Source organism: Roseibium aggregatum (genome assembly GCF_017309185.1).
In the GTDB taxonomy this organism is placed as follows: domain Bacteria; phylum Pseudomonadota; class Alphaproteobacteria; order Rhizobiales; family Stappiaceae; genus Roseibium; species Roseibium aggregatum_B.
The window spans coordinates 2292679-2318251 of sequence record NZ_JAEKJZ010000001.1; the positions used below are offsets into that span (position 1 = coordinate 2292679).

A 25573-nucleotide genomic window follows, 5' to 3' on the forward strand; every position below is an offset into this window, starting at 1 on the left:
GACGGCCTGGGAAAAAATGCGGTGGATGACTGAAACCGGCGGTGAAAGCCAGAGCACCGGGAGCATTGGACGAGTTGCGGCGGCCGCTGCCGCTCCATGGTGTTGACGACCACCGGTCTTGGCCTAACGCGTGGAACGCATGACCTGAATGTCGAGATCCCGGATCTTCTTGCGCAGGGTGTTCCGGTTCACGCCAAGCAGTTCCGCCGCCTTGATCTGATTGCCGCGCGTCGCCGCAAGCGCGGCACTGATCAGGGGGTACTCCACCTCCCGAAGGATGCGATGGTAAAGTCCCGGCGGCGGCAAAGCATCCCCGAAGGTTTCGAAATAGCCCGCCAGATAACGTTCGACGGCGCCGCCGAGATTGACCGTCTCGGGCGTTTCATCCTCGATCGGACTGGTGGTCGGCTGGCTCAGTTCATGATCCAGCAGGCTTTCGCTGATCACGTCCTGCGGATAGAGCGCAGCCAGTCGCCGGACCAGGTTTTCAAGCTCGCGAACGTTGCCGGGCCAGCGGTAACGGCGCAGCAGGTTGAGCGCGCCCTGGTCGATCTGTTTGGCCGGAAGGCCTTCCTTTTCCACGAGCGAGAAGAAATGACGCACCAGATCAGGAATGTCTTCCACGCGTTCGCGCAACGGCGGCAGACGGATCGGAACGACATTCAGCCGGAAATAAAGGTCTTCGCGGAAAAGACCCTGATTGATCAGGTGACGCAAATCCTTGTTGGTCGCGGCGATAATCCTGACATCGGTCTTGATCGGCGTCCGCCCGCCGACGGTCGTGTATTCGCCCTGCTGCAGAACGCGCAGCAGACGCGTCTGGGCCTCCATCGGCATGTCGCCGATTTCATCCAGGAACAATGTGCCCCCGTCCGCCTGCTCAAAGCGGCCTGAACTGCGGTTCTGAGCACCGGTGAAGGCGCCTTTTTCGTGCCCGAAGAGTTCCGCTTCAATCAGGTCGCGCGGGATCGCTGCCATGTTGATGGCCACGAACGGACCGTTGCGGCGCTTGCCGTAGTCGTGCAGGGCTCTTGCGACCAGTTCCTTGCCGGTTCCGGATTCCCCGTTGATCATGACCGTCAGGTCGGTCTGCATCAGCCGGGCCAGAACCCGGTAGATTTCCTGCATGGCCGGAGACCGTCCGACCAGCGGCATTCCCTCTCCCGCATCGTCGAGATCGACCGCCGGACGCTTCTTGGGTTCTTCCAGCGCCCGCTGGACAATGCTGGTCAGTTCCTTGAGATCGAACGGCTTGGGAAGATATTCGTAAGCCCCCTTCTCCGACGCCTTGATTGCCGTCATGAACGTGTTTTGGGCGCTCATCACCAGAACGGGCAGTTCCGGACGCATTTTCTTCATGCGCGGCAAAACGTCGAAGATGTTCTCGTCCGGCATCACCACATCGGTGATCACCAGGTCGCCGTCGCCCGACGACACCCATCGCCAGAGCGTCGACGCGTTCGAGGTCAGTCTGACGGTGTAACCGGCCCGGGACAGGGCCTGATTGAGGACGGTGCGAATGGCCGCGTCGTCGTCCGCAACTAAGATCGTGCCTGTCGGCATGGTCAATCAGTTCCTTTTCTGGTCCGCTCGGAAGTCGTCGCAGCGGCATCCGTGAAAGCTGGCATTAAGATCCGGAAAACGGTTTTCTGACGCTGGCTGTCACATTCGATAACGCCGCCATGATCTCCGATGATCTTGGCAACGAGCGCCAGTCCAAGGCCGGATCCGTTGGTCTTGGTCGTGATGAATGGCTCGAAAAGATGAGGCAGGAGATCGTCCGGGACGCCCGGGCCGTTATCCTGAACGCAAAACTCGAGCGGCAGGCTGACCTTCTCGTCCGTTCCGGGAACGGAGAGACGCACGCCCGGCCGGAAAGCGGTCGAAATGCGGATCTCGCCGTCCGGATCGTCGCCTATGGCCTCGCTGGCATTCTTTATCAGATTGAGAAAGACCTGAATCAACTGGTCCTTGTTCGCGTAGACCGGCGGAAGCGAGGGATCGTATGTCTCGACAATCCGTTTTCCCCGGGCAAATCCGCTGTCGGCCAGCCGTTTCACGTGATCCAGAACGACGTGAATATTGACCGGCTCCCGCTCGATCGGCCGTTCGTCTGAAAAAACCTCCATCCGGTCGACCAATTTCACGATCCGGTCGGTCTCGTCCATGATCAAACGGGTCAGCGCCCGGTCCTCGTTCGGGACGGACTGCTCGAGAAGCTGGGCCGCGCCGCGAATTCCAGAAAGCGGGTTCTTGATCTCATGTGCCAGCATCGCCGCCAGCCCGGTCACCGTGCGCGCCGCGCCGCGCGACGTCAGTTGCCGGTCGATCTTTTCCGCCATCGTGCGTTCTTGGAACATCAGCACAACGGCCCCGGGTCGCTCAGCGACGGGCGCCGCGTTGATGTCGACCACCTTTGGCGCTCCGATCCGCGGGGAACCGATATCCACCTTGTATTCATTGACCGGAGCGCTGCGCTCGCGCACTTGCTCGATGAGCGTCAGCAAGGGACTGCCGAAGGGGACAAATTCGCTGATAGGATAGCGGCGCAGAACCGACACGCTCGAGCGCATGAAGATTTCGGCCGCCATATTGGCCGATTCGATGACGCCGTCTGGGGCGACCAGTAAAACCGGATGCGGAAGGGCATCCAGGATGGTCGGCCCGTCACTGGCAAGTGCGGCTGTCCGGCCCGTCGGGGACTTTGTCGTCGTCACGCGGCTTCCCGTTCGTTTGAGGAGGAAAACCAATCGGTCGCAAGGCGCAACACCTCGCAAGGCTGATTGGAACTCATAAGCGTTTTCCTGAGCGACGTCGGCATTGGATCCGCGCCTTGAGTAACGGCTTCGTCGATGTACCAGCCGATGTGCTTGCGCGCGATGCGCACGCCCGCAACGGGCCCGTAATGCTGAAGCATGTCTTCGTAGTGACCGCCGACAAGGTCGGAGAGCTCACGCCCGCCGGGTGGTGAAAGCCGTTCCCCCGTCGCCAGGTAATGCCCGATGTGCCCGGGCAGCCACGGGCGTCCGTAGGCCCCACGGCCAATCATCACACCATCGGCTCCGGACTGTTCCAGCATGCTGACCGCGTCCCGAGCCTCCTTGCAGTCACCGTTGGCGATGACCGGAATTGTCACCGATTGCTTCACTTTCGAAATCGCGGCCCAATCCGCCTTGCCCTTGTAGAACTGGCACCGCGTACGTCCGTGAACCGTAATCAGCTGAACCCCTGCATCTTGCGCGCGCCGCGCCAGCTCCGGCGCGTTAAGGGACGTCTCGTCCCAGCCGAGGCGCATCTTCAGGGTGACAGGGACATCCACCGCATCTACGGTTGCCTCGATCAGGGTCAGCGCGTGATCAAGGTTCCGCATGAGGGCCGATCCGGACAGGCCGGACGTCACCTTCTTGGCCGGACACCCCATGTTGATGTCGACAACATCCGCGCCAAGGTCCGCGACGACCCTGGCCGCCTCGCCCATCCAGCGGGCCTCCCGGCCCGCGAGCTGAACCACGTGAAGACCGGTCTCCTGAGATTCGGCACGCATCTGCGTTTCCGCATCCCCCTTGACGAAGGATTCGCTGGCGACCATTTCACTGACGACCATCCCGGCGCCATGGCGCGCCGCGAGCTTGCGAAACGGGAGATCCGTGACCCCCGACATGGGAGCAAGCACAGCCCGGTTGAGCAATGTATGTCGTCCAATCGACAGAGGTTTCATCAACAGCAACACCAGGGAATAGACTGCTTATTGTCTGTGCAATTTCTGAGTTGCCTATATTGTAGACAATTCACGCAATGCAACAAGTCAAAAATTGCGGTCCGAACAAGTTCTTCGATAAAAACGGTTAAGACGACGCGGTTGGCGCCAGCGAGAAGGAGCTCGGGAATGACTAATACGGCGGCAATTCTCGTTTTTGCTGCTGAACTCGGCACTTGCCTGGCGGCTCCTGAATAGACACTGAGCGCGTATCCTCGTCTGGCTTGCCGGACTGCTCCGTCACATACTCTTATCGCGCTTGCGAGTCATCCCTCTCACAACCACATTGCAACCGTCTTTCACCCGAACGGAGCAACAACCACTCTGACGCGGTCGCCTCATCGGGAAAACACGTGAATGACAACTCCGGATTACCGTCCCGGGAGGCTCATCCAGGCAGGAAAGCGTTTACGAGGGTCTCAAGGCACTGTCAAATACCGATGCCGAACATGTCCTGTTTCACGAGACCGCCCGCCTCTTCGTCTTTCCCGCTCTGTCGGTCGTTGCATGAAAAAGCGGATATGGATGCGGACGGCACTCAGGCCGGACTTGCCTGCGCGGCAGTCCACAGACCTTTCAACGACAACGAATGAGCAGAGCCATGACAGACAAGACACCTGACAGCCTTGAGGATCTGACCCCCCTGGCCGTTACCGTCCTGGAGGAGCTGATCGCCCGAAAAAAAATGGTGGCCACGGCAGAATCGTGCACCGGAGGACTGATCTGCGGCACCCTCACAGAGATCTCGGGGTCTTCCGCCGCCGTTGACAGAGGGTTCGTGACCTACTCCAACGAAGCCAAGAGCGAGCTCCTGGGCGTTTCGCCGGACCTGATCAAGAAGGTTGGCGCCGTCAGCAAGGACGTGGCGATCGCCATGGCGGAAGGCGCATTGGCACGCTCGCACGCGGATATCGCCGTCTCGGTTACCGGAATCGCCGGTCCCGGCGGTGGAAGTGCTGAAAAACCGGTCGGCACCGTGCATGTCGCCGTCGCCGTCAGGGACAGGCCCACCGCCCACCTGCATTGCTGGTTCGCCGACCGGGGCCGAAAATCGATCAGGCTGGAAACCATAAGGACCGCCCTGACCTCAATTCTAAATGCACTCGACTGAGTAAATCCTCATTTACTCTGGCTCGAGTTGCCGCTGGCTTCCGTATTCGTCATCACTATAGTTCGCGCAAAACTGACCTCAACGGAACCTCAGAAAGCTTGAAATGAAACGCATTGCGATCCTCGCCGCCGGCATACTTGGTCTTGGGAGCGCGGCATTCGCCGACGCGATTCCGAAGCAGGGAGATTTCTTTCTCATCTCACGGGACCGGGATGGACTGTTCGTCGGCAGCCACAAGCTTTTCACGGACTATGCCGAAGGCCTGAGCAAGGTTTCCTATTGCAACCGACGCTACTTCGTCCGCAGCAACTCCGTCGCCTGGACCCAGGTGGAATCCCAGCGTGGGCACAGGGTGCAGATCGAATACAATTTCGGACGCGGGTGGCGCCCGATCTGCGCGGGTCCGGAACGCCAGGTTACCCTAAAGGATCTCGGCATAGATGTTCACCCGGAGGATTTGCTGGCGCAAGCCGCGGTTCGCACCAATTCGCAAAACCGGCTGTCCGCCATAGGGTCGGGTTTCGACACCACATATCATACGCCGTAAGGCGTTGACGCTCCGGTCCGCTGCGTCCAGCCGGCCGAACAAAAAATCGGTAAAACTTTAGTAAAACGCGGCGATGGATCGAAATCCGATCGCAAATCTTCGCACCTATTGTCCGGCTAGGTAAAATATACAACGCGAAATGAGTTCGCGCTGAAGGAATTGGGATATGTCAGTCCAAAAGACGTTTCTTGCGCTCGCTGCGTTTTTTCTCGCGCACACCTGTGCACACGCCGGAGGCGAACTTCCGCGAAAAGGCGATATCTACATCATTTCCAGAGACGACGGCCGGATGTTCCGCGGATCACACCGGATCTACAACCGCAAGGCCGACGGATTGGTCGAGGTTCAGTATTGCGGCCGGTCATATTGGGTTCGCTACGCGACCGTTGCCTGGACCCAGGTCGAGGTCGAAAACGAATACGTGGTCAAGGTAGAGCATAACTGGGGCAAGGGCTGGCGTCCGATTTGCGAACACCCTGAGGAACAGGTCACCTTGAAAGATCTTGGCATTTCGGAAGACCCGCGGATGGTCATGTACAATGACGGCCCGACGGAACCGAAGATCAATCGGTTCGCGGCCATTCGGAAATCATTCAAGACTGCCCAGGAAATGGCCAAGTCGTATCACGACAAATAAAGAGCGCGCACCCGGTCCGGTAAGGCTCAGGTAAGCTGACGTGTCTATAGTCTTAGCAATGCAGAAGGAAAATTGAGGAAATAAACCGAAGGACTCCGGAGATGAAACGCTCCATTGCAGTTATGGTCATCACTTTCGGATCCAGCGTTCTCCTGTCCGGCCACGCGCTCGGACAAAGTGACTATTACATCAGATCCCACTACACCAACGGCAGTTTTACAGGGTTTCACGAAATCCTGACCGCGCCCAAAAAAGGCTATCACGCAGCCCTCTACTGCGACCGGACCTTCTGGGTGACCTCGAACACGGTATTGTGGACGGAACAACAGACCGCCGCCGGCAACGACCTCTTCCTGGAAGAAAACGACGGTGACAACCGCCGGGTGATCTGCTCGGACAAAGACGCCTTTGCCACACTCGACGATCTTGGTCTGAAACGCCTCGAACTGAAGGCCATTCGCGAGAAGGACTCGCCGCAAGCCGCGAAACCGAGCCGGATCAGAACCATTCGCGACGCTTTCAAGCAGTATAAATGAACCTCAGGTTCCGTAGACCTTGTCGGCGCGTTCTTCAAACGCGTTCGAAAATCTGCGAAAGGCCTTGTCGAACATCACGCCCATGAGCGATCCGAGGGTTTTACTGCGGAATTCGTAGGAAATATAAAAACCGACCGTACAGGCTTTTTCCCCGCCGTCCACGAAGGTCCATTTGTTTTCCAGATGCTTGAACGGTCCGTCCAGATATTCCACCAGGATCGTTCTGTTTTCCGGATCGAGCTCCACGCGGCTGGTAAAGGTCTCCTTGAAGAGCTTGTAGGCGACCGTCATGTCGGCAATCAGCACGCTTCGTCCATCGCCCAGATCCTTCCGGCCGCGAATATGCAGATCCCTGCACAGCGGCACGAATTCCGGATACTGTTCAACGTCGGCGACAAGGCTGAACATGTCCTCCGCGTTGTGGTTGACTTTGTGCTCGGATGAGAAACTAGGCATGCCCGAAAACGCCCCCTTTCGCGAAACGGGCCTTACCGGCCGAGCTTGGCCTTGCGGGCAGCACGCAGATCCGCGAAGTCCTCGCCGGCATGATGCGATGAACGGGTCAATGGCGTCGCCGAGACCTTCAGGAAGCCCTTGGCATAGGCAATCCGCTCATAGCCCTTGAATTCCTCCGGCGTTACGAAGGACAGGACCGGATGGTGTTTCTTGGAGGGCTGCAGATACTGCCCGATCGTCAGGAAGTCCACGTCAGCGGCCCTGAGGTCGTCCATGAGCTGAAGCACTTCGTTGCGTTCCTCGCCAAGCCCGACCATGATCCCGGACTTCGTGAACATCTCGTCGTCCAGCTCCTTCACCTTCTGAAGGAGGCGCACGGAGTGGAAATACCGCGCACCAGGGCGGACCTTCAGATATTTTGAGGGAACGGTTTCAAGGTTGTGGTTGAAAACATCGGGACGCGCCTCCACGACGATTTCGAGCGCGCCGTCCTTGCGAAGGAAATCCGGTGTCAGCACCTCGATCGTCGTTGAAGGCGATGTCGCGCGGATCGCCGAAATCACGTCGGCGAAATGTTTCGCGCCGCCATCGTCGAGATCGTCCCGGTCCACGGACGTGATGACCACATGCTCCAGCCCCATTGCCGCGACGGCATCCGCGACCCCTTGCGCTTCTTTCGGATCGACAGGTCCGGGCATCCCGGTCCGCACATTGCAGAAGGCACAGGCGCGTGTGCAGGTATCGCCCAGGATCATGAAACTGGCGTGCTTCTTCGACCAGCACTCGCCGATGTTCGGACAGCCGGCCTCCTCGCACACCGTAACGAGATTGTTGGCGCGTACCAAGTCCTGAGTTTCGCGGTAAACCGGCGAAGTCGGCGCCTTGACGCGGATCCATTTCGGCTTGCGCTGTACCGGGTTGTCCGGGCGGTGCGCCTTTTCCGGATGGCGCGGCCGCGCTTCTGAACTGTTTTGCGGGCGATTGAGCGTGTCGACGATCGTAACCATGAGCTTTTAAGTGTCGTTATTCCCGGTCAAGGTCAAGGCATAAAGCTGTAGAGCCAGTTATGTCGCGGGTGCATGTCTGGTCAATTCTTTCAGCCGCTGCCGGGCTTTTTCCGAAAGAGGCTGGGACTTCCGGGTTTCTTCGTTCATCTGAACGCAAACATTCACTGCCTGCGCGACGGCGACGCCGTTTTGAAAGACCTTCTGATAGAGCTTGAAGGAACTGCGCCCGACCTCGAGCACGGCCGTCCCGATCTCGACATCCCCCGGCCAGTTGATCTCTCCCAGGAAATCGAGCTCCAGTCGCGCGATCACGAAAGCCGCACCGGTCTCCGTCAGATTTTCCCGGTAGAGAAAGTCGACCCGGCCCGTTTCCAGAAAGGTCGAAAACACCGCGTTGTTGACGTGACCCTGCCGGTCGGTATCTCCGTATCTGATTGTGTCCTTCGCGCTAACCGGGAAATCTGAAACTGCTGCAAAGCCTTCGGGCAGAACTGTCACTTGAAAACCTTTTTCCAGACGAACAGGAACAGGATCGCACCCAGGGTCGCGACGATCAGCCGGTCGAGAAGTCCGCCGGTCATGTTCAGATTGAAGAGCGATGCCAGCTCGCCGCCGACAAGCGCCCCGAAAAGACCGACGACAAGACTACCCAGGAAGCCCCCACGGCTGTTGAGCACCCGGTGCGCGACGGCGCCCGCGATGAGGCCGATAACAATTGAAACGATCAGGCCCATCTCGGGCACTCCTTAGTACCTCAACCAGCCGAGCTGGGTTTGATGACAGAGCCTAGCCGAGAATCCTTCGCCAAATGACCAGGCACGGAAAGAAACCGGTGACGGCTGCGACAAGCCAAAGGGCATAATTCGTTATGCCGGAGACCTCAAGCCTGGACACAAGTTTGACCCCAAGACCGGCCCCGACCACCCCAAAGACGTAACCACCCCAGTACAACTTTTTGCGACGTTTTTTCTCGGACTCTGGAACCTTTTCAGAGGGAAAGTTCAGGAGCTTCAGGAGGTCACCTAGTGCCCCGATTAGTTCGAGAAAATTGATCATCCGCCGTTGACTGGGTCGGTCAAGCAATCAGCCGTGCGAGAAGAACGACAACAATTGCGCCGACCGCGGCCACCACGATCTCGTTCACGTAAGGATTGCCGAGATTGACGTTCACGCCGACAAGCTTGAACAGAAACCCGCCGATAAAGGCCCCGATCAGACCCGTGATCAGATAGCGGATCAGGCCGCCACCGCCGACAACGACACTCGCAAGCCAGCCGGCAATGATGCCGATAGCCACCCAGATCAGAATTGCTTTGACATCCATGCCTGAAGGCTCCCTTCGTAAGCTGCCTGTCTCACAGGGTCGGCCAACAGTTCTGCAGTCGCATGACGATCTGAGATAAAGATTGGTCCGGATCCGACCCCGACAGTCCTACGTTACCCGTTTCGCCGTCAGGGTCCAAGGATACTCGGCAATTTCACCTACATGTTGAGTACCCGGCCGTAGGCGTCGAGCACGGATTCCTTCATCATTTCCGAAAGGGTCGGATGCGGGAACACGGTGTGCATCAGGTCTTCTTCCGTGGTCTCCAGGTTCATGGCGACCACATAGCCCTGGATCAATTCAGTTACTTCCGCGCCAACCATATGCGCGCCGAGGAGCTGACCGGTCTTGGCATCGAAGATGGTCTTGATCATGCCGTCCGGCTCGCCAAGCGCGATTGCCTTGCCGTTGCCGACAAACGGGAACCGCCCGACCTTGATGTCGTAACCGGCTTCCTTCGCCTTGGGTTCGGTGAGACCGACGGAGGCGACCTGCGGATGGCAGTAGGTGCAGCCCGGGATCATCTTCTTGTCCATCGGGTGGACGTCCTTGCCGGCGATCTTTTCAACGCAGATGACGCCTTCGTGCTCCGCCTTATGCGCCAGCATCGGCGGGCCGGCGACATCGCCAATGGCATAGATGCCCGGCACATTCGTTCGGCCGTAGCCGTCGATCACAACGCAGCCCCGATCGGTCTTGACGCCGAGTTCCTCAAGCCCGAGGTTCTCGATGTTGCCGACCACGCCGACGGCAGAAATCAATTTCTCGGCTGTCAGATCCTGCTTCTTGCCGTCCTTGGTTTCCACGGTCGCGGTCACGCCGCCGGCGCCCTTCTTGACGTGGGCCACCTTGGCTTCAAGAAGGAACTTGATGCCCTGCTTTTCCATCTGCTTTTTCGCAAGACCGGAAATCTCGGGATCCTCGACCGGCATGATCGTCGGCATCATTTCGATCACGGTGACATCCGCGCCCATCGTCTTGTAGAAGGACGCGAACTCGATACCAATCGCACCTGACCCCATGACGATCAGGGATTTCGGCATGGCGGGCGGCACCATGGCCTCGAAATAGGTCCAGATGTCCTTGCCGTCCGGCTCGATGCCTGGAATCACACGCGGCCGCGCGCCCGTTGCCACGATGACATGCTTGGCCTTGTAGACCCCCTCGCCCTTGGTACCCTTGGGCACCGGGTGCTGCGGTTCCATGGCCTTCTTGGCCGTCTTGGAAACGGTGACCTCACCCGCCTTGGTGACCTTGCCCTCGCCCCAGATGATATCGACCTTGTTCTTCTTCATCAGGAAGCCGATGCCGCCGTTCAGCTGACCCGAGACACCGCGCGAGCGCTTGACCACGGCGGCCGGGTCGAAGGAAATCTTCTCCGCCGACAGGCCGTAATCCTTGGCGTGCTGCATGTAGTGATAGATTTCCGCGGACCTGAGCAGTGCCTTGGTCGGAATGCAGCCCCAGTTCAGGCAGATACCGCCCATATGCTCGCGCTCGACGATCGCGGTCTTGAAGCCGAGCTGCGCGGAACGGATCGCGGTCACATAACCACCCGGCCCTGAGCCGATGATGATGACGTCGTAGTTGGTGTCAGCCATGGTGTCTTCCCCGGCGAAAATGGTCATCGTTCAAAAAACGGCGCGGCGTTGGCCGCCGCGCCGGAGAACATGCCTCAAACCAGCATGCTCATCGGATTTTCGATGTAGCCCTTGAAGGCGGCAAGCAGTTCCGCTCCGAGCGCCCCGTCCACGCAACGGTGGTCGGTGGACAGCGTCACGGTCATCACCGTCGCAACCGCCAGGTCACCGTCCTTGACGACGGCACGCTGCTCACCGGCTCCGACCGCCAGAATGGTGGCGTGCGGCGGGTTCACGACGGCAGAGAAGTTCTTCACACCCATCATGCCCATGTTGGAGACCGCGGTGGTTCCACCCTGGTATTCCTCGGGCTTGAGCTTGCGTTCCTTCGCCCGCTTACCGAGATCCTTCATTTCGTTTGAGACGACGGAAAGCGGCTTCTCTTCTGCACGCCGGATGATCGGGGTGATCAGGCCACCGGGAATGGCAACCGCGACGCCGACATCGGCATGCTTGTGCATGACCATGTTGTCATCGGTCCAGGAGACATTGGCATCCGGCACGTCACGCAAGGCAAGCGCCAAGGCCTTGATGGTCATGTCGTTGACCGACAGCTTGTAGGCGGGCTTGCCGTCCTTGTCGGTGGCGGCCGCGCCGTTCAGCTGCGCCCTGAGTGCCAGAAGCGCGTCCAGTTCCACATCGACGGACACGTAGAAATGCGGAATGGTCTGCTTGGATTCGGTGAGACGCTTGGCGATCGTCTTGCGCATGCCGTCATGAGGCACAAGCTCATAGCTGTCCTCATCGAACAGTTTCAGCACCTGATCCGCCGACGGGCCGGTGGGTGCTGCCGCCGCAACTGCCTTCGGCGCCTCGGCTGCTGCCGGAGCCGCCTTGCCGGTCCCGGCGGCAAGCGCGGCTTCAATGTCTCGCTTGACGATCCGTCCGTGCGGACCGCTGCCGGACAGAGCTGTCAGGTCGAGACCGTTGAGCTGAGCCAGACGACGGGCCAGGGGCGAAGCAAATATTCGCCCGCCGTCCGCCGTTATCGGCGCGGGCACCGGGTCCGTCGCCGCTTTCGCGCCGACTTCGACCGCAGGTGCGCTTTCCGGCACCGCCGGAACCTTGTCGCCACCGGCCGGTGCCGCCGCGGCACCGGCGGACGTGTCGATGGCACTTGCGTCCTCGCCGTCTTCCAGAAGTACGGCGATCAGCTCATTGACCTTGACGCCCTGCGTGCCGGCCGGAACCACGATCTTGCCGACCTTGCCTTCGTCAACGGCTTCCACTTCCATGGTGGCCTTGTCGGTCTCGATCTCGGCGATCACGTCTCCGGCGGAAACCGAGTCGCCTTCCTTGACCAGCCATTTGGCCAGATTGCCCTCTTCCATGGTCGGGGAAAGGGCCGGCATGGTGATATTGATTGGCATTTCAGCCTCCCTCGCCTCAGGCCGTGTAGGTTACGGCTTTGACCGCATCGATGACTTCCGGAACGCTCGGCAGTGCGAGCTTTTCCAGGTTGGCCGCGTAAGGCATCGGAACATCCTTGCCGGTTACGCGCAGGATCGGCGCATCGAGATAATCGAAAGCCTTTTCCTGGACCTGGAAGGCAATTTCCGAAGACACCGAGCACATCGGGAACGCTTCCTCGACGGTCACGACCCGCCCGGTCTTGCGCACCGAGGCAAGAACCGTGTCGATGTCGAGCGGACGGATGGTCCTGAGATTGATGACTTCGGCGGAAATCCCCATTCCGGCAAGCTCGTCGGCCGCCTTCAAGGCGTAGGTCATGCCGATGCCCCAGGACACAAGAGTAACATCCGTGCCGCCGCGCTCGATCTTGGCCTTGCCGATCGGCAGGACGAAATCTTCCATGTCGGGGATCTCGAAGGAGTGCCCGTAGAGAATTTCGTTTTCCAGGAAGATTACCGGGTTCGGATCGCGGATCGCGGCTTTCAGGAGCCCCTTGGCGTCCGCCGCCGAATAGGGCTGGATCACCTTCAGCCCCGGAACATGCGCATACCAGGACGCATAGTCCTGAGAGTGCTGCGCTCCGACACGGGCCGCCGCGCCATTGGCGCCACGGAAAACGATCGGTGCCCCCATCTGACCGCCGGACATGTAAAGCGTCTTGGCGGCGGAGTTGATGATCTGGTCGATCCCCTGCATCGCGAAGTTGAAGGTCATGAATTCGACGATCGGCTTCAGGCCCGCCATTGCCGCACCGACCCCGAGACCGGTGAAGCCGTGCTCGGTGATCGGCGTGTCGATGACACGTTTGGCGCTGAACTCGTCCAGCAGGCCCTGCGTGATCTTGTAGGCGCCCTGATATTCGGCGACCTCCTCGCCCATGACGAAAACGTCCGGATCCCTGCGCATCTCCTCCGCCATGGCGTCGCGTAGGGCTTCGCGGACTGTAGAGGACTTCATCGCCGTCCCGGCCGGGATTTCCGGATCGTCTGCAGGCTCGCTGACCACCGGTGTAGCGGGCGCGGCGGGAGTTGCCGGCGCGCTCGGCGCCTCTGCCGCGGCCGGCGCGGCCGCCGGAGCCGACGCAGCGGTGTCGATCGCGCTTGCGTCCTCTCCCTCGGCCAGCAAGACGGCGATCTTCTCGTTGACCTTGACGTTGTCGGTTCCTTCGGCAACCAGAATCTTGCCAAGCGTTCCTTCGTCGACGGCTTCGACTTCCATCGTTGCCTTGTCAGTCTCGATTTCCGCGATCACGTCGCCCGCCGAAATCGTATCGCCCTCGGCCTTCAGCCATTTGGCGAGTTTACCTTCTTCCATTGTCGGCGAGAGCGCCGGCATCAAAATGTCGATCGGCATGATAACCCCCGGCGTTAGCGCAAAATATCGGTGTAAAGTTCAGACGCATCCGGTTCCGGATCTGTCTGTGCGAACTCAGCGGCTTCCGCGACCCTGGCCCGGACATCCTTGTCGATGGCCTTGAGCTCGTCCTCGCTCGCCCATCCCTTCTCGAGGAGCCGCGTACGGACCTGCTCGATCGGGTCGTGTTCGGAGCGCATTTTCTGAACTTCATCCTTGGACCGATATTTCGCCGGGTCGGACATGGAGTGACCGCGATAGCGATAGGTGATCATCTCCAGAATGTAGGGACCTTTGCCTTCGCGGCACCACTTCAGCGCCTTTTCGGAGGCGGCCATGACGGCACGCACATCCATTCCGTCGACCTGCTCGCCCGGAATGGCGAAGGATGCGCCGCGATGGGAGAGGTCTGTGGTCGCCGATGCGCGCTCGATGCTGGTGCCCATGCCGTATTTGTTGTTCTCGATCACATAGACGACCGGCAACTTCCAGAGTTCCGCCATGTTGAAACTCTCGTAGACCTGACCCTGGTTGGCCGCGCCGTCACCGAAGAAGGCCATCGCGACATTGCCGTTCTCGCGGTACTTGTTGGCGAAGCCGAGCCCGGTGCCGAGCGACACCTGCGCGCCGACAATGCCGTGGCCGCCATAAAAGTGCTTTTCCTTGGAGAACATGTGCATGGAACCGCCCTTGCCTTTCGAAAGGCCTCCGCGGCGGCCGGTCAGTTCGGCCATCACACCCTTGGGGTCGAGATCCATGGCGAGCATGTGGCCGTGGTCCCGGTAGCCGGTGATCATCTGATCGCCGTCCTTCTTCGCCATCTGCATACCGACGACGACAGCTTCCTGTCCGATATACAAATGGCAGAAACCGCCGATGAAGCCCATGCCGTACAACTGGCCGGCCTTTTCCTCAAATCGGCGGATCAGAAGCATTTCCCGATAGGCGTGAAGTTCTTGGTCCTTGTCGAACTCAGCGATCGCAGGTTTCGCTTTTTTGGCGGAACTGCGGGTCCGGCTGGTGCCGGAACTGCTCTTGGTTGCTGCGGCCATAACCCTCTTCTCGGCGTAACGTTTCCCCTAAGACAGGTAGCAGCAACTTATCCTCTCGCGTCTGTCAATCCAATCTGTGTTTTTGAGGAAGCGAAAACGCCATAAAAGATTGGTATCTAGAACAGATTTTGATTTTAACTGATTTTTTGTTAATACTGCAAAATAAACCGATAGTCAGTTTATGTCGTAGCGATGTCCCGGACGAAGGACAACAAGCTCGTTCTTTTGCGCCAAATTGAGATTAAGTCTGGCGCGCTCATCCAGCATATCCGGATCCAGACTTTCAGGACGTAACAGGCTGACTCTCGCCGCAAGCTCGCGCCGTTCCGCGGAAAGATCCACCAGTTCGGCTTCGAGTTCAGAGACCTGACGCTCGATCATGGCACGCCCAACCATTCCGAGTTCGCCGCTCATGGCATGAAACCCGAAGTACCCGAGCGCGGACACCGCGATCACGGGTGTAATCAAACGACGGAGAAAGGACTGTTTACGCTGTCGCGTGGCTGCTCGGGGCACTCTTGGGACCTTAACGCTGAACCATGGTCTCTTGTTCGATCAATATGCGCCGTTAGGTTTAATAGAGTCTTGAAAAGCGAACACGAACGGCTGGAAACTTCAAAAGATCTGGAGAGATGCGATGGACCGGTTCGCCGAGCAGCGGAAGGAAATGGTGCGGCATCAGCTTGAAAGCCGTGGCATCCGGGATGCCCGTGTGCTGGACGCCATGCGCAAGGTGCCACGCCATCTTTTTGTACAGCCGGAAGACCTGGAGTGTGCCTACCGCGACGGCCCGCTGCCGATCGGCTTCGGCCAGACCATCTCCCAGCCCTATATTGTCGCGCTCATGTGCGAGGCAATGAACCTGACCGGTGACATGAAGGTCCTCGACATCGGAAGCGGTTCCGGCTACGCCGCCGCCGTACTGGCCGAACTGGCGCAAAAAGTCATAAGCATCGAACGGCTTCCCGATCTGGCGGACTTTGCCCGCCAAAACCTTCAAGCGGCCGGCTATGACACTGTCACAGTCCATTGCGCCGACGGTTGCCTGGGGTATCCGGCGGAAGCCCCCTATGACGCAATCGCGGTTGCCGCTGGCGCTCCCGTCCCTCCGCACGCCCTGAAGAGCCAGCTCAAGACCGGCGGCCGGCTGGTGATCCCCGTCGGGGAAAGTCAAAGATATCAGGATCTCTTGAAGATCACCCGGCTCTCGAAGGACGACTACCGGACGGACAACCTCGGCGGCGTCGCGTTCGTGCCTTTGGTCGGCGAAGGCGGCTGGACCAAAAGTCCTGACGGCAGGAGCTAAGCGCGGATCAGGCCGCCGCCAGTCGCGCCAGCTTGGTCAGCACCGTCGCCGTTCCCTTCAACCGCGCGTCCGTCTTTTCCCAGTCGCGGGTCAGCACCACCTTCTGGTCGGGCCGGATCTTCGCCAGAACGCCCTGCTCCGCGATATAGGACACAAGGCCGGCGGGATTCGCGAATTCGCTGTTGCGGAAGCTGACGACGATGCCTTTCGGACCGGCATCGACCTTCTCCACATTCGCCTTGCGGCACAATCCCTTGATAAAGACGATCTTCAGAAGGTGCTGGACTTCCTCCGGCAGCGGACCGAACCGGTCGATCAGCTCCGCACCGAAGGCATCGATGTCCTCCGCTTCGGTCACATCGCCGAGACGCCGGTAGAGCTGCAGCCTGAGCTGAAGATCGGCGACATAGTCTTCCGGAATGAGAACGGGCGTGCCGATGTTTATCTGCGGCGACCACTGTTCCTCGCCAATGTCCGCACCGCCGTCCTTCAGCTGTGCGACTGCTTCCTCCAGCATCTGCTGGTAGAGCTCGAACCCGACCTCCTTGATGTGACCGGACTGCTCCTCCCCGAGCAGGTTGCCAGCCCCCCGGATATCGAGATCGTGACTGGCGAGCTGGAACCCCGCGCCCAGCGTTTCGAGCGACTGAAGAACCTTCAGCCGTCGTTCCGCCGGCGCCGTCAGGGTCTTGTTGGCAGGCACCGTGAAGAGCGCATAGGCCCGGGTCTTGGATCGTCCGACACGGCCGCGAAGCTGATAAAGCTGCGCCAGGCCGAACATGTCGGCCCGGTGGACGATCAACGTGTTCGCGGTAGGAATATCGAGCCCCGATTCAACGATCGTGGTCGACAGAAGTACATTGTACTTGCCTTCATAAAAGGCGTTCATCACGTCTTCGAGTTCGCCCGGCGGCATCTGGCCGTGGGCGACGGCGACCTTCAGTTCCGGAACGCTCTCTTCAAGAAACGCCTGCCGCTCGGCAAGATCCGAAAGGCGCGGACAGACATAGAAACTCTGGCCGCCCCGGTAATGCTCGCGCAGAAGCGCTTCGCGAACCACCAGTGGGTCGAAGGGCGATACGAAGGTGCGCACCGCCAGCCGATCGACCGGCGGTGTGGCAATCAGCGAAAGTTCCCGCACCCCGGTCAGGGCAAGCTGCAGGGTCCTCGGAATCGGCGTCGCCGAAAGCGTCAACACATGGACGTCCGATTTCAGCTCCTTCAGCCGCTCCTTGTGCTTGACGCCGAAATGCTGCTCCTCGTCGATGATCAACAGGCCAAGATCGCGGAACTGGATCGATTTCCCCAACAGGGCATGGGTGCCGACGACGATATCCACCGAGCCGTCCGCAATTCCCTTTTTCGTCTGGGTCAACTGCTTGGCGGGAACCAGTCGGGAGGCGTGCGCCACGTTGATCGGAAGCCCGTGAAACCGCTCGGAAAAAGTCTTGTAATGCTGACGCGCCAGAAGGGTCGTCGGCACGACGACGGCCACCTGGCGGCCGGACATGGCCGCCAGAAAGGCGGCCCTGAGCGCCACTTCGGTCTTGCCGAAGCCGACATCGCCACAGACCAGGCGATCCATCGGACGCCCCGAGGCCAGATCCTCAAACACGGAATCGATGGCCGTGAGCTGATCGTCCGTTTCCTCGTAGGGGAACCGGGTGGCAAACTCGTCGTAGACCCCATCCGGCGTCTCGACCACCGGGGCCGTCTTGAGGGCACGGGCCGCTGCCGTCTTGATGAGACCGTCGGCGATCTCCAGAATGCGTTTCTTGAGCTTGGCCTTGCGCGCCTGCCACGCGCCGCCGCCCAGCTTGTCGAGTTGCGCCTCCTGATCCTCGGAGCCATAGCGCGACAGGAGCTCGATATTCTCCACCGGCAGATACAGTTTGTCGCCACCGGCATATTGAAGTTCCAGACAATCGTGCGGCGCGCCGACCGCCTCGATCGTTTTCAGACCGACAAAGCGGCCGATGCCGTGCTCGACGTGAACGACAAGATCGCCTTCCGACAGACCTGTCGCCTCGGTGATGACATTCGCCCCCTTCGCCTTGCGCCGTGACTTGCGCACCAGCCGGTCGCCGAGAATGTCCTGCTCGCCGATGAAGGCGAAGTCCGTGAGGTCGAAACCGTGCTCGATCCCGAGCACGCACAGGGCCGTCGTCTTTTCCGGGAGCGCGGCCGCCTGCTGGAAACTGTCGACGTCCTGGAGCGGGCCGAGCCCGTGGTCGGCGAGGATCTGACCCAGCCGGTCGCGGGAGCCGTCCGACCAGCAGGCAATCGCGGTGCGTTTGCCCGCTTTTTGAAGATCCCGAACGTGAGCGGTCAGCGCATCGAAGATATTGACATCGCCGGCGGCGCGCTCCGCAGCGAAACTTCGGCCCTGGCGCCCGCCGAGTTCTATCACGGTCTTTCCCGAACCGGGCGGCGGTGTGAACGGATCGAGGGCGGCGCTGGCTCTGTCCGAAACGGCAGCGGTCCATTCGCTTTCGGAGAAATAAAGAGAGCCCGGCTCGACGGGCATGTAGGGCACGGTTCCGCTCCCCGCCCCCATCTCGCGCGCTTCTTGCCGTGCCCGGAAGTACTCATCGATTTGCTCGGCGCGCTCCCGCACCGCATCGCTCATGCTGGTGTCGAGCACGATGGGCGTATCGCCGACATAGTCGAAAAGGCTTTCGAGCCGTTCATGGAAAAGCGGTAGCCAATGCTCCATGCCGGCATAGCGTCGGCCGTCGCTGATCGACTGATAGAGCACATCGTCGCGGCTCGCCGCGCCGAAACTCGCCAGATAGGACCGCCGGAATCGGGACACCGCGTCCTCGGACAGCACCACTTCGCTCATCGGCACGAGATCGAGACGCTTGAGCTGCTTCGAGGTTCGCTGCGTTTCGGCGTTGAACGAGCGGATCGATTCCAGCGTATCGCCGAAAAAGTCCAGCCGGACCGGTTCTTCCGCGCCGGGAGCATAAAGATCGACGATCCCGCCGCGCACCGCGTATTCACCCGTTTCGCGCACCGTCGGTGTGCGCGAAAACCCGTTCATCTCCAGCCAGCCCGTAATCTCGGCCATGTCCACCTGGTTGCCGGGCGCCATGATAAACGTATGTTCTGTCATGAACGAACGTTCGGGAAGGCGTTGAAGGGCCGCGTTCAAAGTCGTCAGCAATACGGTCCGGCGGCCCGCCACGATGCCCCGGGAAAGCCTTCCGAGCGCGAGAAGCCGGCGCGCGCTTATGGACGCGTTCGGAGACACGCGATCGTAAGGCAGACAGTCCCAGGCCGGAAGTTGCAGGATCTCGACGTCCGGATTGAAAAAACTCAGCGCTTCGCTCACCATCGCCATGCGCGTGGCGTCCCGCGCGACGAAGACCAGCGCGAGGCCCTCCGCCTCGGTTTCGGCGAGAAGTCTCGCGAGCGCATAGCTTTCGGCACCGTCGGGCACGCCGGCCAGCGTGACATTGGCCTGGTCTTTCAGCAGGCTGTCGAACACGAGCAACCGTCCTTTTCTTGAATTACTTTGCAAAACCGGCGGGACCGGAAACTTTGTGATAGGCGATGATCTTCCGGTAGAGCGGGCCGTCCCATTCCGCAGGCAAGGGCTTGCGGCCGGTCATCCAGGCATAAAGGTCCTGATCGTTGGCAGTCAGGAGGTGCTCAAGTTCCAGAAGCTCCTGATCCGAAAGGTTGTCGATCTCCGCATTCGCAAACCCGCCCAGAAGCAGGTCCATCTCCTTCATGCCCCGATGCCAGCAGCGGAACAGAATTTTCTTTCGCCGGGGATCACGGGCATCGGTGGGGCTGGTGTTCGTTGTACCGGGCGTATCGGACATGAGGGACCTATCTGGAGCGGGTTGGGTGGCGGTCTGGAAAGCAAACGCGTCTCGACATATCCGCCGGCCCGATGCATTTCGTGACGGTTATATAGCGCCGGATATCCGGCTTGTCAGCGTCCAAGTTCCATCCCTGGCGCCTTCATTTGTTCACAATATGTTCTATCTGTTGCACATCCCCGCCGGTTCATGGCAGAACAGTTTTTCAAACGAGAGTTTTCTCGGCGAGTTCAGCAAAGTCAAACCGACAGGTTCTCGAACCAGACATGCGCCCCACGGTCCTCGATCCCCTGTTTGCTCCCGTTTCGACACTTCCCGGCATCGGACCGAAAATCGCCAAGCTCGTTTCCGGCCTGGTCGGCGGCCTGCCCGACAGGGACGCCACCGTCGCCGATCTGCTGTTTCATATTCCGCACAGCCTGATTGACCGTCGCCACCGGCCAGGCATTGCCTATTCGGAAAACGGCGACATCGTGACCCTTGACGTCACCATCGGCCGGCACATGCCTCCGCCCCGCAACTCCAAGGCTCCCTACAAGATCACCGCCTTTGACGACACGGGTCAGATCGACTTCGTCTTCTTTCATCCGCGGGGGGACTGGCTGGCGAAAACATTTCCGGAAGGCGAACGGCGGATCGTCTCCGGCAAGGTGGAATGGTTCCACGAACGCCCGCAGATGGTCCACCCGGATTACTCGCTGAAACCGGAAGAAGCCGCCCAGATGCCGGCAATCGAACCGGTCTATCCTCTGACAGCCGGACTTGCGTCCAAGACCCTGCAAAAAGCGATGAAGGCCGCCCTGGAAAAACTCCCGGACGTGCCCGAGTGGCTCAACGAAGCGCATCTGCATCGTGAAGGCTGGCCGGACTTCAAGGAAGCGCTGCAGACGCTTCACGCGCCCGGGGAAAAGAGCGATATCGAGCCTCAGTCTCTTTTTTACCAGCGGCTTGCCTATGACGAACTGCTGGCCAGCCAATTGGCTCTGGCCCTGGTCCGCGCGCACATGCGCACGCTCGGAGGCATCGCCAGGACACCGAGCGGGGCATTGCAAAATGCGGTCATCGGCGCCCTGCCCTTTCAGCTGACAGCCAGCCAGGCAAAGGCGATCGAAGACATCAATGCGGATCTGGCGGAACCGGTGCGCATGCTCCGCCTGCTTCAGGGCGACGTCGGCGCAGGCAAGACGGTCGTCGCGCTCGCGGCCTTGGCACAGGTGATCGAGACCGGAGCGCAGGGGGCGCTCATGGCGCCAACCGAGATCCTGGCGCGGCAGCATTTTGCTTCCATGGCGCCGCTGTGCGAGAAAGCCGGCATCCGCCTCGCTCTGATGACCGGCAAGGACAGTCAGAAGGAGCGCCGGATCCGGCAGGAGCAGCTTGACGCCGGCGAAATCGATCTGGTTGTCGGCACGCATGCGCTGTTCCAGGGCTCGGTGACTTTCAAGGACCTGGGGATGGTGGTCGTCGACGAGCAGCACAGGTTCGGCGTTCACCAGCGCCTGGCGCTTTCCGGCAAGGGGCAAGGTGTCGATGTGCTGGTCATGACGGCGACCCCCATTCCCCGAACTCTGGTGCTGACCTGCTTCGGCGACATGGATGTGTCGCGCCTGACCGAGAAGCCCGCCGGCCGCAAGCCGATCAAGACGGTTTCGGTCTCCCTAGACCGGCTGGACGAGATCATGTCCCGCGTCGGTGCGGCGATATCCGAGGGTCAGAAGGTCTATTGGGTGTGCCCGCTGGTGGAAGAATCGGAAAAAATCGATCTGGCGGCGGTTGAGGACCGGCACAGGGTCCTGGAACACGAACTGCACCAGCGCATTTCACTTGTTCATGGCCGGATGACCGCCGACGAGAAGGATGCGGCCATGGCCGACTTCAAATCGGGCGCAACAAGAGTGCTGGTCGCGACCACGGTGATCGAGGTCGGTGTCGACGTTCCCGACGCCACAATCATCGTCATCGAGCACGCCGAACGTTTCGGACTGGCACAGCTTCACCAGCTCAGGGGCCGGGTCGGACGAGGCGACAAACCGTCCTCCTGCGTTCTTCTGTACAAAGGCCCACTCGGAGAAACAGCGGGGGCCAGACTCAACATCATGCGCGAGACCAACGATGGCTTTCTCATTGCGGAAGAAGATCTGAAGCTGCGCGGCGGCGGCGAAATCCTCGGCACGCGGCAATCCGGCACACCGGGGTTCCGGATTGCCCGGGCGGAAGATCATGCGGACCTGATGGAGATCGCCCGCGACGACGCGAGACTGATCCTCGAAACCGATCCGGACCTGAAGTCTGAGCGCGGCGAAGCCCTGCGTTGCCTGCTCTACCTGTTCGGCCGGGATACGGCTATCCGATTGCTCAGGGCGGGCTGATCAGGCTTTTTCGCGCTGCCGGATCGTTTCCAGTTTCTCCGGATCTTCCACGACATCCTCCAGGATCTCCGGATAACTCGGGCTGACGAGTCCCGCCGAAATGACCAGTTTCGCGGCATCCTCGACACTCATTTTGAGCTCGACGACATCTTCCTTCGGGACAAACAGAAGAAAACCGGACGTCGGATTGGGGGTGGTCGGCAAAAACACGGAAACGGTGTCCGCCTTGTTCTTCAACCGTTTTTCCACCTCGCCCTTGGTGTCGGTAGAAATGAACACGATCGCCCACAGCCCACGGCGGGGGTATTCAACCAGCGCAGCCTTCGTGAAAGTGTTGCCACGTTCATCAAGTACTGTCTCAAAAATCTGCTTCAAGCCACTGTAAATGTTACGAACAAGCGGCATGCGGCCAACGAGGTTCTCTCCAAAGGAGATCAGGCTGCGGCCCAGAAAATTGGCAGCCAGGAAACCGACGATCGTGAGCACGAAGAACGCGACGATCAGACCGAAACCGGGAACCGGGAACGGCAGATAGGTGTCCGGATTATAAACCTTGGGGACAAAGGGTTTGACCCAGCCGTCCACCCACTTGATGAAGGTCCACGTCAGCCACAATGTGATCCCGATGGGGCCGGTGATCACAAGACCGGTAAGAAAGTAGTTGCGGAGACGAGTTGCCGCACCCGGCCGATGGCCTACCATGTGCGCTTCATCTGCTTTATGTTTGTGGCGGCTCATGAGCGAAACCTGATCGAAGTCCTCTAGCGAGTTCGTGTGTCCGTGGACCCGCATCTGGGTAGATAAGCACGTTTATCGCGGTGCGGTATCCTTCGCGCGATTTATTTTTTTGATATACAAGAATTGTGCCGGTTACGGAGGCGGTGTTGCGGCGGACCACATTCAAACTATTAGGAGCCGGCTGCGCCGGCCTTGGCATCCTCGGGGCATTTCTGCCAATTCTTCCCAGCACAATCTTCTTCATTCTCGCCGCGGCCTGTTTTGCGCGATCCTCTCCCGCACTCGAAAAGAAAATCCTGGATCATCCGGTGTTCGGACCGTCCGTCGTTGCCTGGCGGAAACATGGAGCCATACCCCGCAAAGCCAAGATCTTCGCCGTATCCGGCATGGCCTTCGGTTATGGCATGTTCTTTTACACCGCGAACCCCGCCCCCTGGCTGGCACTTGTCGTCGGCCTGTTCATCGCCGGCTCCGCGGCCTACGTCCTGACCCGCCCGTCGGGACCGAAGGAAGCCCCGGAGGATGCAGGCTTGGAAAAATGTTCGGATCGTCCCTGACCGATTCAGGACGGCATCCCGCCTATTCCACGGTCACCGACTTCGCCAGATTGCGCGGCTGATCCACGTCGGTCCCCATGAAAACGGCGGTGTGATAGGCAATCAACTGGACGGGAAGAGCGTAAACGATGGGCGCCACGATATCCGACATGTCTGGCAGGATAACCGTGCTGACAGCGGAACTGCCGCTTTCTGCGGCACCGCGCGCATCCGTGATGAGCACGATGCGCCCGCCGCGCGCGGCCACTTCCTGCATGTTGGAGACGGTTTTCTCGTAGATGGCGTCGTGCGGCGCAATGACGAACACCGGCATATTCTCGTCGATCAGCGCGATCGGTCCGTGTTTCAACTCGCCCGCCGCATAGCCCTCGGCGTGGATGTAGGACAGCTCCTTGAGCTTCAGGGCCCCTTCCAGAGCAAGTGGAAAATTCGTCGCCCGGCCGAGATAAAGCGCGTTGCTTGCCTTGGACAAGGGCTGCGCCAGCTTTTCAATCGAGGCCTCGCAGGACAGCGCCTGCAGCGCCAGGCTCGGCACCTCGATGAGCTCCGCCACCAGTTCTCGCTCCCGTTCGGCGCTCAGAACACCTCTTTCCCGGCCCGCCTGAAGGGCAAGGGCGGCCAGCACGGCAAGCTGGCAAGTGAAGGCCTTGGTGGACGCCACGCCGATTTCCGGCCCGGCGATGGTCTGAAAGACCATATCCGCTTCGCGGGCTATCGTGCTTTCCGCCACATTTACGATAGCGCCAATCGCGGCGCCGTGAGCCTTGCAGTAGCGCAGGGACGCCAGCGTGTCGGCCGTTTCCCCGGACTGTGAAATGAAAAGCGCCGTGTCCTTTTCACTGAGCGGCGTTTCCCGGTAGCGGAATTCGCTGGCAATATCGATCTCCACCGGCAGGCGTGCGTATTTCTCGAACCAGTACTTGGACACGAGGCCCGCCAGATAGGCCGTGCCACAGGCGGTAATCGTCAGCCGCTGCAAATCCTTGAATTTCAGTCCTTCGGCGCCGGCGACCCTGGCCGTTTTCGTCGTGTAATCGAAGTAGCGCGACAGCGTATGCCCGAGCACTTGCGGCTGTTCGTGGATCTCCTTGGCCATGAAGTGCTTGTAGTTGCCCTTGTCCATCAGGCTGGAGGTCACCGAGGACCTAGCCTCGGCTCGTTCGACCGGCCTGTTGTCCTTGTCGAAAATCTCCACACCGGTCCGGCTGACCACGGTCCAGTCGCCTTCCTCGAGATAGGTAATCCGGTCCGTAAACGGCGAAAGCGCAATTGCGTCGGAGCCGAGAAACATCTCGCCGTCGCCGTGCCCGACAGCGAGCGGAGATCCCTTGCGCGCGCCAATCAGCAGATCGTCCTCGCCTTCGAACAGAAATGCCAGAGCAAAGGCGCCCTTCAGCCGCGGCAGCACCTCGGCAATCGCCTCCCGGGGTGTTTTGCCCCGGTCGAGCGCCAGATTGACGAGATGTGCGACGGGTTCGATATCCGTTTCCGATTCCAGGATCGCTCCGGCTGCGACGATTTCCTCACGCAGTTCGAGGTAGTTCTCGATGATACCGTTATGGACGACGGCCACACGCCCGGCCAGGTGGGGATGCGCGTTCGGTACCGTCGGCGCACCATGGGTCGCCCACCGGGTATGCCCGATACCGGCGGACCCGGCCAAGGGCGCGTTTTCGAGCAGAGTTTCAAGGTTCCGGAGTTTGCCTTCCGCTCTGCGGCGCACGAGCTTGCCCTGATCGAGCGTTGCGACACCGGCGGAATCGTAGCCTCTGTATTCGAGCCGCTTCAGCGAATCCACGATCAATGGAGCGACTTCGGATTTACCCAGTACGCCGACAATTCCGCACATGGACTATTCCCTTTAAAATTAAAATCTGGCTGATCTGCTTTAGACGACAGAGGCGTCAGGGCTGAAATCAATCCCTGTTTCAGAACGT

25 protein-coding genes are annotated in these 25573 nt (G+C 60.0%); 8 read left to right on the forward strand and 17 right to left on the reverse strand.

The window, feature by feature from the left end; translation table 11 throughout:
- Nucleotides 1-123: 123 nt before the first annotated feature.
- The 3 genes from ntrC to dusB are packed head-to-tail and all read right to left on the reverse strand — an operon-like array spanning nt 124 to nt 3733.
- A complete protein-coding gene (ntrC, locus tag JF539_RS09915) occupies nt 124-1563 on the reverse strand; it encodes a nitrogen regulation protein NR(I) (protein ID WP_207140920.1) in 1440 nt (479 codons plus the stop codon).
- Nucleotides 1564-1565: 2 nt separating this feature from the next.
- Nucleotides 1566-2717 (reverse strand): two-component system sensor histidine kinase NtrB, encoded by a 1152-nt coding sequence (locus JF539_RS09920; RefSeq protein ID WP_207140118.1) that lies wholly within the window; start codon nt 2715-2717, stop codon nt 1566-1568.
- The gene (gene dusB / locus JF539_RS09925; RefSeq protein WP_236042459.1) at nt 2714-3733 is read right to left on the reverse strand and encodes a tRNA dihydrouridine synthase DusB; all 1020 of its coding nucleotides are present in this window, start codon (nt 3731-3733) and stop codon (nt 2714-2716) included. Before dusB ends, JF539_RS09920 begins: the two co-directional genes overlap by 4 nt.
- Nucleotides 3734-4127: 394 nt before the next feature.
- Between dusB and JF539_RS28115 the strand changes: the two genes are divergently transcribed.
- From JF539_RS28115 to JF539_RS09950, 5 genes are all read left to right on the forward strand, one after another.
- Nucleotides 4128-4268, forward strand: a complete 141-nt coding sequence (locus JF539_RS28115) for a 2-C-methyl-D-erythritol 4-phosphate cytidylyltransferase (protein ID WP_207140921.1) — start codon at nt 4128-4130, stop codon at nt 4266-4268.
- A gap of 90 nt (nt 4269-4358) precedes the next feature.
- On the forward strand, nt 4359-4868 hold the full coding sequence (locus JF539_RS09935) for a CinA family protein (RefSeq protein WP_207140120.1): 510 nt from the start codon (nt 4359-4361) through the stop codon (nt 4866-4868).
- A 103-nt stretch (nt 4869-4971) separates the two neighbouring features.
- Nucleotides 4972-5415: a hypothetical protein gene (locus tag JF539_RS09940; protein WP_207140121.1), complete on the forward strand. Its 444-nt coding sequence runs from the start codon at nt 4972-4974 to the stop codon at nt 5413-5415.
- A 166-nt stretch (nt 5416-5581) separates the two neighbouring features.
- Nucleotides 5582-6052 (forward strand): hypothetical protein, encoded by a 471-nt coding sequence (locus tag JF539_RS09945; protein ID WP_207140122.1) that lies wholly within the window; start codon nt 5582-5584, stop codon nt 6050-6052.
- Nucleotides 6053-6153: 101 nt separating this feature from the next.
- Nucleotides 6154-6588 carry a hypothetical protein gene (locus JF539_RS09950; RefSeq protein ID WP_207140123.1) on the forward strand — a complete coding sequence of 145 codons (435 nt, stop codon included), beginning with the start codon at nt 6154-6156 and terminating at the stop codon, nt 6586-6588.
- Between the two features lie 3 nt (nt 6589-6591).
- Here the strand turns inward: JF539_RS09950 and JF539_RS09955 are convergent, their stop codons facing one another.
- From JF539_RS09955 to JF539_RS10000, 10 genes are all read right to left on the reverse strand, one after another.
- Nucleotides 6592-7044 carry a type II toxin-antitoxin system RatA family toxin gene (locus JF539_RS09955; protein WP_207140124.1) on the reverse strand — a complete coding sequence of 151 codons (453 nt, stop codon included), beginning with the start codon at nt 7042-7044 and terminating at the stop codon, nt 6592-6594.
- A 32-nt stretch (nt 7045-7076) separates the two neighbouring features.
- Nucleotides 7077-8051: a lipoyl synthase gene (gene lipA / locus JF539_RS09960; protein WP_207140125.1), complete on the reverse strand. Its 975-nt coding sequence runs from the start codon at nt 8049-8051 to the stop codon at nt 7077-7079.
- A gap of 57 nt (nt 8052-8108) precedes the next feature.
- Nucleotides 8109-8549, reverse strand: coding sequence for an acyl-CoA thioesterase (locus tag JF539_RS09965; RefSeq protein ID WP_207140126.1), 441 nt, complete (start codon nt 8547-8549; stop codon nt 8109-8111).
- The gene (locus JF539_RS09970; protein ID WP_207140127.1) at nt 8546-8785 is read right to left on the reverse strand and encodes a GlsB/YeaQ/YmgE family stress response membrane protein; all 240 of its coding nucleotides are present in this window, start codon (nt 8783-8785) and stop codon (nt 8546-8548) included. Before JF539_RS09970 ends, JF539_RS09965 begins: the two co-directional genes overlap by 4 nt.
- A 341-nt stretch (nt 8786-9126) precedes the next feature.
- The gene (locus JF539_RS09975) at nt 9127-9375 is read right to left on the reverse strand and encodes a GlsB/YeaQ/YmgE family stress response membrane protein (RefSeq protein WP_207140128.1); all 249 of its coding nucleotides are present in this window, start codon (nt 9373-9375) and stop codon (nt 9127-9129) included.
- Nucleotides 9376-9533: 158 nt separating this feature from the next.
- Nucleotides 9534-10976 (reverse strand): dihydrolipoyl dehydrogenase, encoded by a 1443-nt coding sequence (gene lpdA, locus JF539_RS09980; RefSeq protein ID WP_207140129.1) that lies wholly within the window; start codon nt 10974-10976, stop codon nt 9534-9536.
- Between the two features lie 74 nt (nt 10977-11050).
- Nucleotides 11051-12385: a pyruvate dehydrogenase complex dihydrolipoamide acetyltransferase gene (locus tag JF539_RS09985; RefSeq protein WP_207140130.1), complete on the reverse strand. Its 1335-nt coding sequence runs from the start codon at nt 12383-12385 to the stop codon at nt 11051-11053.
- Nucleotides 12386-12401: 16 nt separating this feature from the next.
- Nucleotides 12402-13781, reverse strand: coding sequence for a pyruvate dehydrogenase complex E1 component subunit beta (locus JF539_RS09990; RefSeq protein WP_207140131.1), 1380 nt, complete (start codon nt 13779-13781; stop codon nt 12402-12404).
- Nucleotides 13782-13795: 14 nt separating this feature from the next.
- Nucleotides 13796-14833, reverse strand: coding sequence for a pyruvate dehydrogenase (acetyl-transferring) E1 component subunit alpha (pdhA, locus tag JF539_RS09995; protein WP_207140132.1), 1038 nt, complete (start codon nt 14831-14833; stop codon nt 13796-13798).
- Between the two features lie 174 nt (nt 14834-15007).
- On the reverse strand, nt 15008-15349 hold the full coding sequence (locus JF539_RS10000) for a septum formation initiator family protein (RefSeq protein WP_328809225.1): 342 nt from the start codon (nt 15347-15349) through the stop codon (nt 15008-15010).
- Nucleotides 15350-15470: 121 nt separating this feature from the next.
- Between JF539_RS10000 and JF539_RS10005 the strand changes: the two genes are divergently transcribed.
- The gene (locus JF539_RS10005; protein WP_207140133.1) at nt 15471-16139 is read left to right on the forward strand and encodes a protein-L-isoaspartate(D-aspartate) O-methyltransferase; all 669 of its coding nucleotides are present in this window, start codon (nt 15471-15473) and stop codon (nt 16137-16139) included.
- A 7-nt stretch (nt 16140-16146) separates the two neighbouring features.
- Here JF539_RS10005 and mfd read toward each other — a convergent pair whose 3' ends face one another.
- Both mfd and JF539_RS10015 read right to left on the reverse strand, forming a co-directional pair.
- Nucleotides 16147-19632, reverse strand: a complete 3486-nt coding sequence (gene mfd, locus JF539_RS10010; RefSeq protein ID WP_207140134.1) for a transcription-repair coupling factor — start codon at nt 19630-19632, stop codon at nt 16147-16149.
- Nucleotides 19633-19654: 22 nt separating this feature from the next.
- On the reverse strand, nt 19655-19972 hold the full coding sequence (locus tag JF539_RS10015) for a succinate dehydrogenase assembly factor 2 (RefSeq protein WP_207140135.1): 318 nt from the start codon (nt 19970-19972) through the stop codon (nt 19655-19657).
- Nucleotides 19973-20238: 266 nt separating this feature from the next.
- Here JF539_RS10015 and recG point away from each other — a divergent pair, with 266 nt between their 5' ends.
- Nucleotides 20239-22341, forward strand: coding sequence for an ATP-dependent DNA helicase RecG (recG, locus tag JF539_RS10020; protein ID WP_207140136.1), 2103 nt, complete (start codon nt 20239-20241; stop codon nt 22339-22341).
- On the opposite strand, the gene JF539_RS10025 is transcribed toward recG, so the two are convergent.
- A complete protein-coding gene (locus JF539_RS10025) occupies nt 22342-23043 on the reverse strand; it encodes a DUF502 domain-containing protein (RefSeq protein ID WP_209017073.1) in 702 nt (233 codons plus the stop codon). It lies immediately after the preceding gene.
- Nucleotides 23044-23225: 182 nt separating this feature from the next.
- Between JF539_RS10025 and JF539_RS10030 the strand changes: the two genes are divergently transcribed.
- Nucleotides 23226-23636 (forward strand): YbaN family protein, encoded by a 411-nt coding sequence (locus tag JF539_RS10030; RefSeq protein ID WP_209017074.1) that lies wholly within the window; start codon nt 23226-23228, stop codon nt 23634-23636.
- A 22-nt stretch (nt 23637-23658) separates the two neighbouring features.
- Here the strand turns inward: JF539_RS10030 and glmS are convergent, their stop codons facing one another.
- On the reverse strand, nt 23659-25485 hold the full coding sequence (gene glmS, locus JF539_RS10035) for a glutamine--fructose-6-phosphate transaminase (isomerizing) (protein ID WP_207140139.1): 1827 nt from the start codon (nt 25483-25485) through the stop codon (nt 23659-23661).
- Nucleotides 25486-25573: the final 88 nt, after the last annotated feature.